12 protein-coding genes are annotated in these 14,345 nt (G+C 72.6%); 6 read left to right on the plus strand and 6 right to left on the minus strand.

The features are described from left to right. Nucleotides 1-649: 649 nt before the first annotated feature. From ACWD6N_RS12915 to ACWD6N_RS12930, 4 genes are all read right to left on the minus strand, one after another. The gene (locus ACWD6N_RS12915; RefSeq protein WP_450004758.1) at nucleotides 650-1,381 is read right to left on the minus strand and encodes an LPXTG cell wall anchor domain-containing protein; all 732 of its coding nucleotides are present in this window, start codon (nucleotides 1,379-1,381) and stop codon (nucleotides 650-652) included. A gap of 1,197 nt (nucleotides 1,382-2,578) precedes the next feature. After that, on the minus strand, nucleotides 2,579-3,367 hold the full coding sequence (locus ACWD6N_RS12920; protein WP_450004759.1) for an SDR family NAD(P)-dependent oxidoreductase: 789 nt from the start codon (nucleotides 3,365-3,367) through the stop codon (nucleotides 2,579-2,581). A gap of 50 nt (nucleotides 3,368-3,417) precedes the next feature. Beyond that, a complete protein-coding gene (locus ACWD6N_RS12925; protein WP_354966367.1) occupies nucleotides 3,418-3,993 on the minus strand; it encodes a TetR/AcrR family transcriptional regulator in 576 nt (191 codons plus the stop codon). 200 nt (nucleotides 3,994-4,193) lie between these two features. Next, the gene (locus tag ACWD6N_RS12930) at nucleotides 4,194-8,633 is read right to left on the minus strand and encodes an HAD-IC family P-type ATPase (protein WP_450004780.1); all 4,440 of its coding nucleotides are present in this window, start codon (nucleotides 8,631-8,633) and stop codon (nucleotides 4,194-4,196) included. A gap of 217 nt (nucleotides 8,634-8,850) precedes the next feature. Here ACWD6N_RS12930 and ACWD6N_RS12935 point away from each other — a divergent pair, with 217 nt between their 5' ends. The 6 genes from ACWD6N_RS12935 (at nucleotide 8,851) to ACWD6N_RS12960 (ending at nucleotide 13,118) form a co-directional block, all read left to right on the plus strand. Next, nucleotides 8,851-9,111, plus strand: a complete 261-nt coding sequence (locus ACWD6N_RS12935; protein ID WP_354966368.1) for a hypothetical protein — start codon at nucleotides 8,851-8,853, stop codon at nucleotides 9,109-9,111. Between the two features lie 113 nt (nucleotides 9,112-9,224). Beyond that, nucleotides 9,225-10,658, plus strand: coding sequence for an MFS transporter (locus ACWD6N_RS12940; protein ID WP_450004760.1), 1,434 nt, complete (start codon nucleotides 9,225-9,227; stop codon nucleotides 10,656-10,658). Next, nucleotides 10,655-11,308, plus strand: a complete 654-nt coding sequence (locus tag ACWD6N_RS12945; protein WP_450004761.1) for a GAP family protein — start codon at nucleotides 10,655-10,657, stop codon at nucleotides 11,306-11,308. The genes ACWD6N_RS12940 and ACWD6N_RS12945 overlap by 4 nt, the downstream gene beginning before the upstream one ends. A gap of 132 nt (nucleotides 11,309-11,440) precedes the next feature. Continuing rightward, a complete protein-coding gene (locus ACWD6N_RS12950) occupies nucleotides 11,441-12,223 on the plus strand; it encodes an SDR family oxidoreductase (protein ID WP_354966371.1) in 783 nt (260 codons plus the stop codon). 37 nt (nucleotides 12,224-12,260) lie between these two features. Beyond that, entirely contained in the window at nucleotides 12,261-12,455 is a 195-nt protein-coding gene (locus tag ACWD6N_RS12955) for a hypothetical protein (RefSeq protein ID WP_354966372.1), read from the plus strand. Nucleotides 12,456-12,569: 114 nt separating this feature from the next. Continuing rightward, nucleotides 12,570-13,118, plus strand: a complete 549-nt coding sequence (locus ACWD6N_RS12960) for a YbaK/EbsC family protein (RefSeq protein ID WP_354966373.1) — start codon at nucleotides 12,570-12,572, stop codon at nucleotides 13,116-13,118. Between the two features lie 79 nt (nucleotides 13,119-13,197). Here ACWD6N_RS12960 and ACWD6N_RS12965 read toward each other — a convergent pair whose 3' ends face one another. Together ACWD6N_RS12965 and ACWD6N_RS12970 are read right to left on the minus strand one after the other, a co-directional pair. Beyond that, a complete protein-coding gene (locus ACWD6N_RS12965; RefSeq protein ID WP_450004762.1) occupies nucleotides 13,198-13,839 on the minus strand; it encodes a DsbA family oxidoreductase in 642 nt (213 codons plus the stop codon). Nucleotides 13,840-13,859: 20 nt separating this feature from the next. Then, the gene (locus ACWD6N_RS12970; protein WP_089018370.1) at nucleotides 13,860-14,288 is read right to left on the minus strand and encodes a SufE family protein; all 429 of its coding nucleotides are present in this window, start codon (nucleotides 14,286-14,288) and stop codon (nucleotides 13,860-13,862) included. Between the last annotated feature and the right edge of the window lie 57 nt (nucleotides 14,289-14,345).

The following is a 14,345-nucleotide window of genomic DNA, read 5'->3' on the forward strand; positions in this document are numbered from 1 at the left end:
TCCATATATACCATTTTAAATAAACCGCCCCCCCGCCCCCCCCCCCCGCGCCGGCCCGGCCCCGGCCTGCTGGCGACCTCCGGCCGGCATCGGCCGGGCCGGCCGGCCGCGCTTCGGGATTGCCAGACTTCGAAGACCTCGGGGCTCTGCCCCGAACCCCGGCCCTCCTCAGAGATCAGCCAGGGCGGATCACCTCGCCGGGCACCACGAGGGCTACCAGCCTTCCCGGACGGGGACAAGGTGGAGCGCCCTAGCGGACGAACGACCTTGGCCCCGTCCGGGAAGGCTGGACGGTCTACGACTGCCCGACGAGGAGATCCGCTAGCGCAACTAAACCTTCCGCAGCACACCCGTTGCGAGCCACTGATCCGGAATACCGCCAGGTTGACCGCGGCCTCCGCCTCGTCCTGGTCCTGGCGTCGCGAGTTCGGTCCTCCACCGTGACGCGAGTGTTGGGCGCTTCCAAAGCGCTTCCGTCATTGTCACGATGCCTCAGTGGTACGGGGATTGCCGCCGGCTCGTCGGCCCACATACGTTGCGGGTTGCTTTCGCAGCTGGCAGCACGCCTTCGGGCCGCGACGAACCGAGCCAAGCTCAGCGCCGATCGCGCCCAGCCCGACGGAGCATCGAGCCGGGCGCGTCGAGCAGGCTATGCCACGAAGCGGGAACGGTGTCGGCGTCCGATCAGGTAGCCAGCGCCGCCGAGGAGCAGAAGCGCACCGCCGATGCCGGCCACGGTCGCGGTATCGTCACCGGTGACGGGCAGCCCACCGCCCTCGCCGCCGCCGGGGGCGCCCAGGCTGGCGGAGGAAGCAGGCGCCGGTGCAACGGTCGTCGTGGCGCTGGGCGTGGCGCTCGGCGTCGGTGTGGGCTGAGACGTTGCTGTCGGCGCGGGCTGAGACGCGCAGTCAAGCGCACGTGCGGCATACAGGCCGTCGTTCAGGTAAGCCAGGTAGGCATCGATGGTCCCGTCGTCGAGCGCCTTCTGCGCGGCCGCCTTCACGTTGGTACCAGCGCCCGTCAACGTCCGGACCACCGTGACCCGCAGAGCCGTTGACCAGGCGTTCTGCACGTCCGCCTTGAGGAATGCACGCAGATCATCCGCGGTGCCGTCCAAGCGCTCCTGAATGGCGTCAGGCAGAACGGGCAACGAGTCGGCGTTCGCCGCGGCCAGGATCTGGTTGGCCAACACGCGCACCTCTACATTGGTGGCGGTATCCAGGTCGATGGTGACAAGCTCGCGGATATCCTTGTACACCTTGCGCTCGACCGTTTGGCAGGCCTCGTTTAGCACGGGTGGTTCGGTTTGAGCCATCGCCGGCGCCGCCGGAACCAGGAAGGCCAGCGCCATTAGCACGCCGGCCCGTAGCTTCCATCGCATGTGGGTCTTCCTCCCCGCTGCAGGCCAAAACGTGGCGATGTTACCCGTCGCTCACGCCAGTCGTTGCCCCATCCGTGGCCGGCCTCGCGTCGAGGCTACGGATCCGCGGGCTTAGCGGTCCGCGTCCAGTCCGCAAGAGGCCGGGCGGACACCCTAGGAGCGTGCAGAGACCGCAGGGCCGGAACAGCGACGTACAGCCATTCGTACAGCCAAGCCCGTTGACTAGCGCCGTCATAGGCAGACCCAAGACGACGGGCCGAGCAGGTCAGCCGCAGTCACTGACACCCTCCGAGACAAGTCTCGATCTTTGCAAGGCAGGGGTTAGGGGTTCGAGTCCCCTGGGCTCCACCAGCACTTTCCTTGGTTGATCTCGGGTCCCGATCACAGCCAAGCGGTCACGCCGTCCCTTCCTCGCCCAGCACCCGATCGATGCCGAGGCAGCGTGACGAGCCCGCGCGGGCAGGACGTGCCCGTAGGTGTCGGCCGTCATCCGGATCGTGGAGCGCCCGAGCAGTTCCATGACGCGCCGCACAAGGCGACGGCTGTCCATATGCCCGAGGCTGGCAGCTGTGTGCCGCCGCTACCGTGATGCCCGTGACGACCTACGAGGCGGGCGCAACGGCCGTGGACATCCTGCTCGCCAGCGCCGCTGTCGCCGTGGTCGGGTGTGCTGCCTGGGTGGTCATCAGCAGCCGACGTGCGTCAACGGTTCGGCTGTTCGGGCGGACAGTGCATCACCCCCTGCTGTGGGCCGCAGGGGCAGCGTGCATGGGGTTCTACGCTCTGCTGGGGCTGGGAAACCTCACGGAGGTCACGCCCAGCACATGGCGCACTCCGAGCCGGTGGATCAGTGCTGTGCTGTTACTGGCCGCGTTGGCTCTAATGGTCACCTACGGGGTCCTTGAATCTCGCGCCAGGCGTCGGATTGGTCGTGAGTAGCAATTTGGGCCGTGACGAGCGCCAGCGTGGCCGGCCGTCGGCGATGTCAGGGCGCTCGGCTGCCGCGCCGCTCCGCGGCTTGCCGCCGGGTACACAAACGTCCAGGCGCGCGGAGAGCCCGCGGCACGGGGTTCGAGTCCCCTGGGCTCCACCAGCACTTTCCTCGGTTGATCTCAATCCCGGTCACGGCAGCTTCCGCGGCGCCAGGCAGCGCGCGCTGCCTGGCCGCGATGTCCACGTCCTGAGGGACAGCCGTGGTTACAGGGTCTTGACCTGGCCGCCATCGAGGATGAATTCGGAACCGGTGGTGTTGGCGGAGCGGGCGGAGGCAAGGAACAGCACCAGGTCGGCCACCTCGCCGGCCTCGGTGACCCTGCCGGTGCTGATCGCCATGCTCTGCGGCACGACCTCGTCGAGCGCCTGCTGGGCGGTGACACCCGCGCTGGCGGCGACGGCGTGGGCGAAACCGTCGGGCCCGGTCCAGAACGGGGTCCGCACCGGGCCGGGCGAGACGGCATTGACCCGGACACCGCGCGGTGCGAACTCCTCCGACAGGGTCTTGGTCAGGTTGGCGACCGCCGCCTTCGCCGCCGAATAATCGACCACCATCGGGAACGGCAGCCGGGCGTTGATGCTGCTGATGTTGACGATCGTTCCGCCGTTGTCCAGCAGGGCGGGCAGGGCCGCCCTGCTCGTGCGTACGGCGCTGAAGAACGTCACGTCGAACACGCGTGCCCACTCGGCGTCGTCGACGTCGAGGAATCCTGACCGGACGCTGCCGGCACCAACGTTGTTGACCAGCACATCCAGTCGCCCGTACGTCGACAGCGCGGCGTCGACGAGCCGCTGCGGGGTATCCGCGTCGGTGATGTCGGCCAGCACCACGGTGGCCCCGCGCGCAGCCTGGGCGTCGAGCTCCGGCGTGCTCGTGCGGCTGTTCGCCACCACGTGCGCACCCTCGTCGAGCAATGCCGCCACGGTGGTGAGACCGATGCCCCTGCTTGCGCCGGTGACGATGGCGACCTTGCCCTGCAGTTCGAGATTCATTACCACTCCTGATTGTTGACTGATCTGTTCCTAATTCGGGCAGCAAAAAGTCAGTCGAGGGCGCCCAAAGCGACCTCCACGGCGTTGTCGAGGAACGCTCGATCCGCGCGGGCCTTACCCATCACCCGGAGACCCTGCAGGAACGTGGTCAGGAACTGGGCCAGCTCCTGCGGTTTCTTGTCCGCCGCGATCTCACCGCGGACCCGCGCCCGCTCCAACGCCCCGGCCAGGGCCGACTCGATCTGACCCATCGTGCGCGAAACCTGCTGCACCGTTTCCGGATGCGCCGAGCGCTCCGTGGTCGCGTTGACCAGCAGGCAGCCCAGCTCCGGATCGGCCAGGTCGGTCTCCACCAGCTCCAGGAGCACCGCCCGGAGCGCAGGACGCACCTGCTCCGCCCGGTCCAACACCTCGATCAGCCCCGCCGCGTGGCGCTGGCAGTAACGGCGAAGCGCCAGCGCGTAGAGCTGCTCCTTGGATCCGAACGCCTTGTACAGGCTGCCGCGGGCGATTCCGAGGCCCTCCACGAGATCCTCCGTCGAGGTCGCCTCAAACCCCTGACGCCAGAACAACTCCATCGCACGGTTCACCGCCGTGTCGATGTCGAACGTCCTTGGCCTGCCCATGCGACAACCATAGAGGTAGGGAACTGATCAGTCCACAACTGTGGGGGCAGTCACCCGTGGCGGCGTTCGGCGACATCGGTCAGACCATTGAGTGGATGCTGAATGCCGGTGCCTGCTGCGGTCGGTTGTCGCCGCCCGTCCACAAGGTGCGCCAGGTGTGAGCGGAAGACCCCCGTGGTCGGGCACGGTCAGCCCTCGGATCAGCTCGCCCCACCGTGGTCGGGTCGGGCCTGCGGCAGGTGCTCCACCAGCTTGGTGAGCGCGCCATTGGCGAAGGTGGCACCGAGCGCGGACCCGGCCCCGATGGTCCAGCCGACCGGTCCGAGCGGGGTGCAGCCGAAGAACTGGCTCACCCCCGGCGTCTGCACCACCACGACGAGCACCCCCAGCGACGCCGCCGTGGACGCCAGCACCGCCGGGCTGGTGCCGCCGGCCAGGATCGTCTGGCCGAGCTGGGTGCCGACCAGGGAGACCAGCGCGACGGTGCCGGCCCGCTGACGGCGGCCGGTGTACCGGGCCAACGTCCAGCCGGCGGTCGCGCCCAGCGTGGTGGCCGCCGCGCGCAGCCCGATCTCCCTGGTGAGCGTCTCTCCGAGTGAGGCGTCCGGGCCCTCCCGGAGCAGGCCGTCAGTGCGGTCCGCCGCGGGCGGGCGGATCGCGATGGCGAGCGCCGGCGCCAGGTCGGTGAGGAGGTTGACCAGCAGCAGCTGCCGTCCGGTGAGCGCGGAGCGGCCGGTCGCCGCGGCGGTGAGCACGCTGAACGCGATCTCGCCGAGGTTGCCGCCGACCAGGATGCTGAGCGCGTGCCGCACCGACGACCACATCGCCCGTCCCTCGACCAGGGTGGCGATGATGGTCTCCAGCCGGTCGTCGGTGACCACCAGGTCGGCGGCGGCCCGGGCCGCCGGGGTGCCCCGCTGGCCGAGGGCGATCCCGACGTCGGCCAGCCGGATCGCCGGAGCGTCGTTGGCGCCGTCACCGGTCATCGCCACGGTCCGCCCGCACTTCTGCAACGCCTGGATGATCCGCACCTTGTGCGCCGGGGTGCAGCGGGCCACCACGTCGGTGTTGGCCAACCGCTCGGCGAGCGTCTCGTCGTCCAACTGGTCGAGTTCGCCCGCGGTGACCACCCGCTGCTCGTCGTGCTCACTGATGGTGGCGGCGATGGCCTCGGCGGTGGCCGGATGGTCCCCCGTGATCATGATGGTGTGTACGCCGGCCTGCCGGATCCGGCGTACCGCCGGGGCGGCGCTCTCCCGGACCCCGTCCGCGAGGGCGAGGAAACCCACGAAGGTCAGGGCCCGGACGTCCTCGTCGGTGACCTTCGGGTCGTCCACCTCGCACTCGGCGACGGCCAGGATCCGATGCCCGGCGCCGGCCTGGTCGGCCAGCATCCGTTGCAGCTCCGCCCGTCCGGCGTCGTCCAGCGGCTCCTGTTGGCCATCGGTGCGCCGGGCCGAGCAGCGCGGCAGCACCGTCTCCGGTGCGCCCTTGACGCTCAACAGCAGGTGACCGTCGGTCTCCCCGATGCTTGCGTGGTAGCCGCGCGACGGTTCGAACGGCAGGCTGCCCGCCGCCCGCCACCCTGCGGCGCCGGTCTGCTCCACGACCCCGGCCACCGTGGCGCCCCGCCGGACCGCACGGTCGGTCTGGAGCGCCAACTCCTCCGGATCGGCTGCGGCGGGAGTGGCCCGCAGCGCCGCAGCCAGCGTCAACCGGAGGCGATCGTCCAGCCGGTCCACCGCCGCGTACCGGTCACCGACGCCGTCGCCGACCCCGGCGAGCAGCAACTGACCCTCGGTGAGGGTGCCGGTCTTGTCGAAGCAGAGCACATCCACCCGGCCCAACGCCTCGATGGTGCGCGGGTTGCGAACCAGCGCCCCGTGCTCGGCCAGCCGCCGGGCGGCGGCCAGCTGCGCCGCGCTGACCAGAAACGGCAGTCCCTCCGGCACCGACGCCACGGCGAGGTTCGCGGCGGTCGCCGCCGTTTCGGCCAGTGGTACGCCCCGGAGCAGGCCAGCGCCGGCCACCGCCACCGCCGAGCCGGCGGCCAACGGGATGGCGGCGCTGGTCAACGAGCTCAGGCGGGCCTCCACCCCGCTGGTGGGTGGCGCCTGCCGGACCAGCGCCAGGCTGCGCCCGGCCTCGGTGTCGGTGCCGGTGGCCACCACCACGGCGGTGCCGTGTCCGGCGGCGACGGTGGTGCCTTCGTACAGCATCGAGTGCCGGTCGGCGACGGCGGCGGCGACCACCGGCTGGTCGGTCTTGGCGACCGGCAGCGACTCGCCGGTCAGCGACGACTCGTCCGCCTCCAGCCCCACCGATTCGAGCACCCGACAGTCGGCGGGCACCGAGTCACCCGGCTCGACGGTGATGATGTCCCCGAGGACCAGGTCCTCTGCGGCGACCACCCGCTCGGCGCCGTCGCGGAGGACCCGGGCGGTCACCGCCGAACGGGACAGCAGCTCGGCCAGCGACCGTTCGGTGTTTCGCTCATGCACCGCCCCGATCAGGGCGGACCCGCCGACCACGCCGCCCACCAGCGCGGCATCGACCAGCGAGCCGAACGACGCGGAGAGCACCGCGCCGGCCGCCAGCACCGGGGTGAGCGGGTTCGCGAGCTCGTCCACGAAGGCACGCAGCAGACCACCGCTTTCGGATGCGTGGACGCCGCTCGGGCCCTGCCCGTCCTGTCGGCGCTGCGCCTCAGCGCTGTCCAGCCCGTCCGGTCCGGTGCCGAGCCGGTCGAACACGGCGCCGACCGGCATCAGGTGCCAGGCGGTCGCCACCGGCGCCGGAGTGTCCGACCGGTCCGGCAGCCGCCGGGCCCGCCAGACGCCGTGCGCGAAGGCCAGCCCGGCCGCGCCGTTCACGGCGCCTATCGACCGGCCGGGCAACTGGGTCGGAGCGGCGGTGAACGCGCCGAGCGCCCCGAGACCGGTGCCGGCCATGGCCAGTCGAACGTTCTGTTCGGTCATGCGCCGGGCCACCCCGGTCGCCTCCACCATCAGCGCCACCGTCCGGAGGTCCGCGCCGACCAGCAGGTGCGCGCCCCACGGCGGCAGCTCCTCCGGAGCCGACACCCCGAGGCCGCAGTCGGACGCGCCCAGCGCCGACCGGTCCCCGGACACCAGCATCACCACCGCCCCGTCGCGCTGCAACGCACGTACCGAGTCGGTCAGCTGGTCCCCGCCGGGCAGCATCGCGTCGGCGAAGCCGTACCGCTGCTCGTCACCGCCGGCCACGACCAGCCGCAGGCCGGCCTGCCGGGCCGCGGCCGGCAGGCTGTCGACACCCGGCGCGGGCTCCGGTTCGACCCGGAGCAGTGCGGCGAGCCGGTCGCCATGGGCCAGGCCGAGCAGCTGACCACCGGCGGCCCGCAGCCGGTCGCCGTCGGGCGTGTCGTCAGGATCGCTGGGGGGCAGTTGGTCCAGTGGCCCGAGCCGCCAGCCGTCCGCCGCCCGTGAGCCGGCCGGATCAGCCGGGTCGAACAACGCGAACGCCCGTTCGGCCACCTGCTCGACGTCCACGTCCCGCGCCGGGGCCAGGTCGGCCAGCACACCCCGGTCCGAGCCGAGCACCGCGGCGTCCAACACCAGCGTGTCGATCCGGTCGAGCTCGCGCAGCACGCTGCGGTCCATCGCGATCACGCCGCGCCGGGCCAGGATCCGGCCGAGCTGAGCGGCGTACCCCTCGCGTCCACTGCCGGGGGCCTTGGGCAACGCGGACAGGCCCAGCGCGGCGGCCCGCTTGGGGCCGGCGAAGGGCGTCGCGGCAGCGGCAGCCGCCGCGCCGGCGGCCAGCATCCGGCTGATGTACCGCTCGACCGGGCCGTCCGGCTTGGGCCGGGGGCGTTCGACCACCGGCCACCGGGCGGTGGCGCGTTCCGGGTCGCCGGTCAGCCGTGGCTCGGCCCGTTCCCACGCGGCGAGCTGCGCCCGCGCCTCGCCCCACTGCACGATGCGTTGAGCGCCGTCCAGGACTATCCCGGCCCAGCCTCCGGCCAGGCCCAGCACCACCGCTTCGGCGAGCGGAAAGAGGATGTCGGCGCGCGGATCGGCGCGTAGACCTCGGGCGGCGAATGCATGCAGCTTGGGTTGCAGGTCCACCGCGGTGAGCAACCCGGCCACCTCGGCGGGCACCGGCGTGAACGGCAGGATCCGGGTGGCCGCCGAGATGGTCAGGCCCAACGCGTCCGAGGCGAGCGCACCGAGGGTGCGGGGAGTTCGGGGCCCCTCCTCCGGTGGGTGCGGCGGCGGGATCTCCGGGTCGGGCTCGTGGTCACAGGTCTTCTCGACCCGGGCGATCGTGGCGATCAGGTCCGGCAGCTTCGGCTCTGGTGCCCGCACGGCCACCACCACCCGGCCGGACGGCGCGTTGACCCGGGCCCAGGCGACCCCCGGCATTCGCTCCAGCGCGCCCTCCACCTGCCGGGCCAGCCGGTCACCGCCGTCCTGGCAGACACCGTGCACCTCGATGTGGTGCCGGCCGGGCCGGGACCAGACCCGACGCCGGGTCAGACCGGCCGTCCGGGCCAGCCGGGTCGCGGCCGAGCCCACGGTCCGGGACGCCTCGCCGACCAGATTCGGCAGGCCGAAGGACGGCAGGAGGCGGCCGACGGCCCGGCCCGCCGCCGTCATCGAGGCGTACGACTGGACGGACGCCGGCCCGACTCCCCGTAGCTGCTGCTCCCACCCACGCCCATCGTCGCCCTCCCGCCGCCTCGCGTCCGGCGGCCTGGCTTCCCGGCCTGCCATCCGTTATGCCCCGCGAGCAGCGGAACTTTCCGCAGGCGGCGGCGCATGGACGGGGTGGGCGGTGGAATCCGGCGAACGTCAACGGATACGGGGAGGCCGAATGAGCACGCTGACGCGACACCTCAACGGCGCGCAGGAGAACGTCCGGACGTACGGCCGGCGGGTGGAGGTGCCGATGCTGGGTCAGGTGGCGGTGCCGCCGCCGGACCGGATCGCGTACTACGCCGGGCTCGGGGTGCTCGCCGCACTCCAGGTCATCGAATGGCCGCTGGCCCTGGTGATCACCGCCGGCCACCTCCTGTCGGACCAGCACTTCTCGGGACTGGTACGAGGCGTCGGGGAGGCGCTGGAGAACGCCTGACGAGAGCCGGGTCACACCGGTTGACCTGAATCCGGGTTGAGGTCGCAGGCTGGGCGCATGCCGCGCACACCTCTGGGGACCCGCCCGCCCGACGCCCGCTCGGCGGGTGCTCGGTGACCGCCACCGTCGTACCGGCCCCGCCGGGGCTGTTCGCGCCCCGGCTGCGCGCGATGACGGTGGGCAGTGTCGCGCTGATCTCGCTGCTCGCGTTCGAGGCGCTGGCGGTCGGTACGGCGATGCCGACCGTCGCCCGCAGCCTGGACGGGCTGGCGCTGTACGGCATCGCCTTCGGCGGCCCGTTCGCCGCGGGTGTGCTGGCCATGGTGGTCTCCGGTATCTGGTGCGACTCGCGTGGGCCTCGGGGGCCGATGTGGCACGGCGTCGCCTGGTTCGTGGTCGGACTGCTGATCGCCGGGACCGCCCCCGTGATGGGTGCGCTGGTCGTCGGCCGGGTGGTGCAGGGGTTCGGCTCCGGGCTGCTCTCGGTGGCGCTCTACGTGATCGTCGGGCACGCGTACCCGGAGGAGCTGCACCGGCGGATCTTCGCCGCGTTCGCGGCGGCGTGGGTCGTACCGTCGCTGGTCGGGCCGGCGCTGGCGGGCCTGATCGTCGAGTACCTGGGCTGGCGGTGGGTCTTCCTGGCGGTGCCGGCGGTGGCGGTGCCGGCCGTGCTGTTGATCCATCCCGGCCTGCGGTCGCTGGACCGGACTGTGCCGACCCGGCCGGCGGCGGGCGCGGCGGCCCGCATCGGCTGGGCGTGCGGGGCGGCGGTGAGCGCCGCACTGCTGCACATCGGGGGACAGCAGCGCGGTGCCGCCGCCGTGGTCCTGATCGCGCTCGCGGTGACCGGCCTGCTGGTCTGCGCTCCGCGCCTGCTGCCGCCCGGCTTCCTACGGGCGGCCCGGGGCCTGCCCACCGTGGTCGGGCTGCGCGGTCTGGCCTCGGCGGCGTTCGTCGGCGCCGAGGTGGTCATCCCGTTGATGCTGTCCCGGGAGCGGGGTCTGTCGCCGACCGCCGCCGGGCTGGTTCTCACGGTCGGGGCGCTGGCCTGGTCGGTGGGCTCCTGGGTGCAGGGCCGGATCCCGCTGCCGGCCTCCCGCGCGAGCCTGCCGCGGGCCGGGTTGAGCTGCATCACGATCGGCACCGCCACGGTGGCGCTGGCCGTCCGGCCCGAGCTGCCGGTGGCCGTCGCGGTGCTGGGCTGGGCGGTGGCCGGCCTCGGCATGGGGTTGCTCTATCCGTCGCTGTCGGTGCTCACCCTGGAGCTGTCCGCCCCCGGGGAGCAGGGCCGGAACAGTTCCTCGCTGCAGCTGGGCGACTCGCTCTTCGCGGCGACCGTGCTGGCGCTCACCGGCGCCGTGCTGGCCGCCGGGAGCGCGCCGGGCCCGGCCAGCTACACGGCGACCCTGGTGGTGGCCGCCGGGTTGGCGTTGCTCGGTGCGCTGCTGGCCGGCCGGGTGGTGGTTGCGGGAGGGCGCGGCCGGGCGGGTGATCCGTGGATTCAGCGGCGTCCGGCGCCGGTGGGCCGGGAGGATGGCGGGCGATGAACTTCCTGACCGTCCTTCCGTTGGCCGTGGTGATGGTCGCCGGGACCCAGTTGGTCGTGGCGGTCTTCCTCGCGTCGTCGGACCGTCCCCGGGCAGCGTCGCTGGGCTTCCTCGCCGGCGCCGGGCTGGTGGTCGCCGCCGGGGTGACGGTGGCGTGGCTGCTCGTCCGGCTGGTGGGCCGCCCGGCCGCCGATGCGACGGCCGTCGCGGGCCGGCTCGATCGCGGGCCCGTCATCGACCTGGTGGTGCTCGTCCTGCTCGTCAGCCTGGCGGTGGTGGTCTGGCTGCGTCGGAACCGGGCCGGTCAGCCGAAGTGGCTGGGGAGCATCGGGCACGCCGACCCCGCCTGGGCGTTGCGACTGGGCGCGCTGCTCTTCGTGGTGACGCCCACCGATGACCTGACCATGGCCGCCGTCGGGGCGAGCGTGGCCCGGCACAACCTGCCGTGGTGGCACCTGCTGCCGTTCGTGCTGTTCACGGTGACGTTGCTCGCCCTGCCGCTGCTGGCGCTGCTCCTGCTCGGGCGGCGCGCGGCACGGGTGCTGGCCCGGATGCGGGAGTGGGCCCAGGGGCACGCCTGGGTGGTCAGCGAAGTGTTGATCGCGTTCTTCACGCTGCTGACCGTGCTGGACCTGATCCGTTCGGGGTGAGCCGCCGCACACCCGGTCACGGGCCGTGCCGGGTCGCCGTCAACAGCGGGTGGCCCACGGGCGGCGCGGCCGCGCCGGACGGGTCGATGGGCTGGCGGATGCCGTGGTTTCGCGGCGGGATGGGAGGACGGGATGAGGGTTCTGGTCACCGGAGCGAGCGGTCGCCTGGGCCACGCGGTGCTGGCCCGGCTGCGCGACGACGGAGTCACCATCCGGGCGACCAGCCGACGGCCGCGTGCCGGCGGCGAGGTCGAGTGGGTGGCGACCGACCTGGCCACCGGGGAGGGGCTGACCGAGGCGGTGGCCGGGATGGACGCGGTGCTGCACCTGGCGTCCGCACCCCAGGGTCGGCGGACCTACCAGGTGGACGTGCTGGGCACGCGTCGGCTGGTGGTCGCCGCCGGCGCCGCCGGTGTCCGGCACCTGGTGTACGTCTCGATCGTCGGCGTGGACCGGGTCCCCATCCCGTACTACCGGCACAAGCTCGCCGCCGAGCAGGTGGTCGCGGCCGGCCCGGTGCCGTGGTCGGTGCTGCGGGCGACCCAGTTCCCGCAGTTCCTGGACGACATGCTGACCGCCAGCGCGCGGCTGGGGCTGGTGATCGGCGACCGCGCGGTGCTCGCCCAGCCGATCGACCCGGGCGAGGTTGCGGCGCGGCTGGCGGCTCGCCTGGTCGCCGGCCCGCTGGGCGGCATCGAGGAGTACGGCGGGCCGCAGGTGCTCCGCTTCGACGAGGCGGTCCGCGCCTGGCGGGAGGCCCGGGGATCACGCCGGCCCCTGCTGCCGGTGCGGATCCCCGGCCGGCTGGGTCGTGAACTGCGCGCCGGCGGCCTGGTCACCGAGGTGCTGCCCCGAGGCGTTCGCACCTGGGCCGATCACCTCGCTGACACGTACGGGGGAACCGGGCGGAGATGAGACGTACACCGGTTCACGTTCGTCTTACGGTGACGCCATGTTCGCAGTCGTCACCACCGTGATCCTTTATGTCTTCGGCTTCGTCTTCCTCTACGGCGTGATCCGGCTGGGTGTCCGGCACGCGCTGGAGGACGTGGAGCTGTTCCGAGCCAAGGCCCAGCGCGCCGAGGAGTTGGCCGCCTCCCGCGACCGCACCTTCCTGCGCGAGAACGCCTTCCTCGCCGGCAGCTGAGCCGCCGGTCGGCTCGGCCCCGGACGGGCGGGGCCGCGTGGCGGCTCGGGATCGTGGGACGGTTCGGGAGTCGCCGGGCGGTTCGGCGTGGCGGGTGCGAGGATCGCATCCGTGATGGGAACGCTGAAGACCGAACCGGCCCGTGCCCGACTGGACCTGCTCGCACCGCCGGTGGCGGAGGCGATCGCGCAGTGGCCCGCCGACGCGCCGATGGACGTCGACGAGGTGCTGGTCGCCCCGATCGACGCCGATCTCGCCGACACGGCCGCGTTCTGCGCGGCGTACGAGGTGGGGCTGGACGTGTCGGCCAACTGCGTGGTGGTGGCCGGCAAGCGCGAGGGTGTGGTCCGCTACGCGGCCTGCATCATCCTGGCCACCACCCGTGCCGACGTGAACGGAGTGGCCCGCCGGGCGCTCGACGTGCGGAAGGCGAGCTTCGCTCCGATGGACGACGCGGTCGCGCTCACCGGCATGGAGTACGGCGGCATCACCCCGATCGGGTTGCCGGCGCAGTGGCCGATCCTGGTGGACTCGCGGGTGATCGCGACGCCGCACGTGATCATCGGGTCCGGCGTACGGCACAGCAAGATCGCGCTTCCCGGGCCGGCGCTCGGCGTGCTGCCCGGCGCGCAGGTGGTGGAGGGCCTGGCCCGACCGGCCTGACCAGGCACCCGCATCGATACCGTTGCACGTGAAACATCACGCCGGTCGATGCCGGGTGCCTGGCCGGCTGCGGCCTGACTCAGTGCGAGTGTGCTCCGCACTCGCGCTGCTCGACCTCCGCCAGCGCGGCGAGCAGCGTCTGGGTCTCCTGTGCGCCGGTGACCGCGTACTTTCCGGCCAGCACGAAGGTCGGCACGCTGGTGACGCCCAGCTCCCGCGCGGCGGCCAACTCGGCGGCGATGTCGGTGGCCCGCTCGTCGGAGTCGAGGAACCTGCGCACGTCGGCGGCGTCCAGGCCGATGCCGCCGGCCACCGTGGCCAGGGCCTCGTGGGAGCCGACGTCGACGCCCTGGGTGAAGTACGCCTGATAGAGCGCCTCCACCATGTCGGCGGCCCGGCCGTGGTCGGTCGCGTATGAGACCAGCCGGTGCGCGTCGAAGGTGTTGGCGGCCACCGCCCGGTCGAAGTCGAGCCGGAGCCCGTCACCGGCCGCGATCCCGGTCACGTGGGCGAACATCTGCCGGGCCCGCTCCGGGCCGCCGAACTTGGCGGCCATCGCCTCCATCAGCGGACGGGGCTCGGCCACCGGCGACGGATCGAGTTGGAACGGCCGGTAGCGGACGGTCACCTCGCCGTCGTAGCTGGCGAGCGCCTTCTCCAGCCGGCGCTTGCCGATGTAACACCACGGGCACACGACGTCCGCGTAGATCTCGATCTCCATGATCGGTGCCAACTCCCTGGTCAGCCGATCTGTTCCCGTACCTGGCGCTTGAGCCGGCCCAGGATCGCGGTGCCGCCGCGCACCCGCAGCGGGCTGATCGCCTGCGCCAGGCCCATCCGCTGGTAGAGGTCGTCCGGCACGGCCAGCACCTCCTCGGCGCTCGCGCCGGCCAACCCTTCGGCGAGGATCCCGGCGAAGGCCCGGGTGGTCGGCGCCTCCGGTGGACAGTCGAAGAGCGTCTCGACGACCCCGTCCGGCGTCACCCGGGCGCGTAGGAAGAACGCCGTCTGGCACTCCGGCACCTGCTCCATGCCCTCGCGCTCGGCGGCCTCCACCGGGAGCGGCGGGATGACGTCGGCGTACTCGAGCAGCATCTCCAGCACCAGGTCGCGCGGCGCGGAGGCGAACTCGTCGACGATCTCGGCCAGTCGGGCCGGCATGTCAGCCATGCGTCGAGGCTACCGCTGCTAATAGGGGCCCCTTCCTCTACCTGAGGCGATAGGAAG

The organism is Micromonospora sp. NPDC005163, assembly GCF_053599835.1.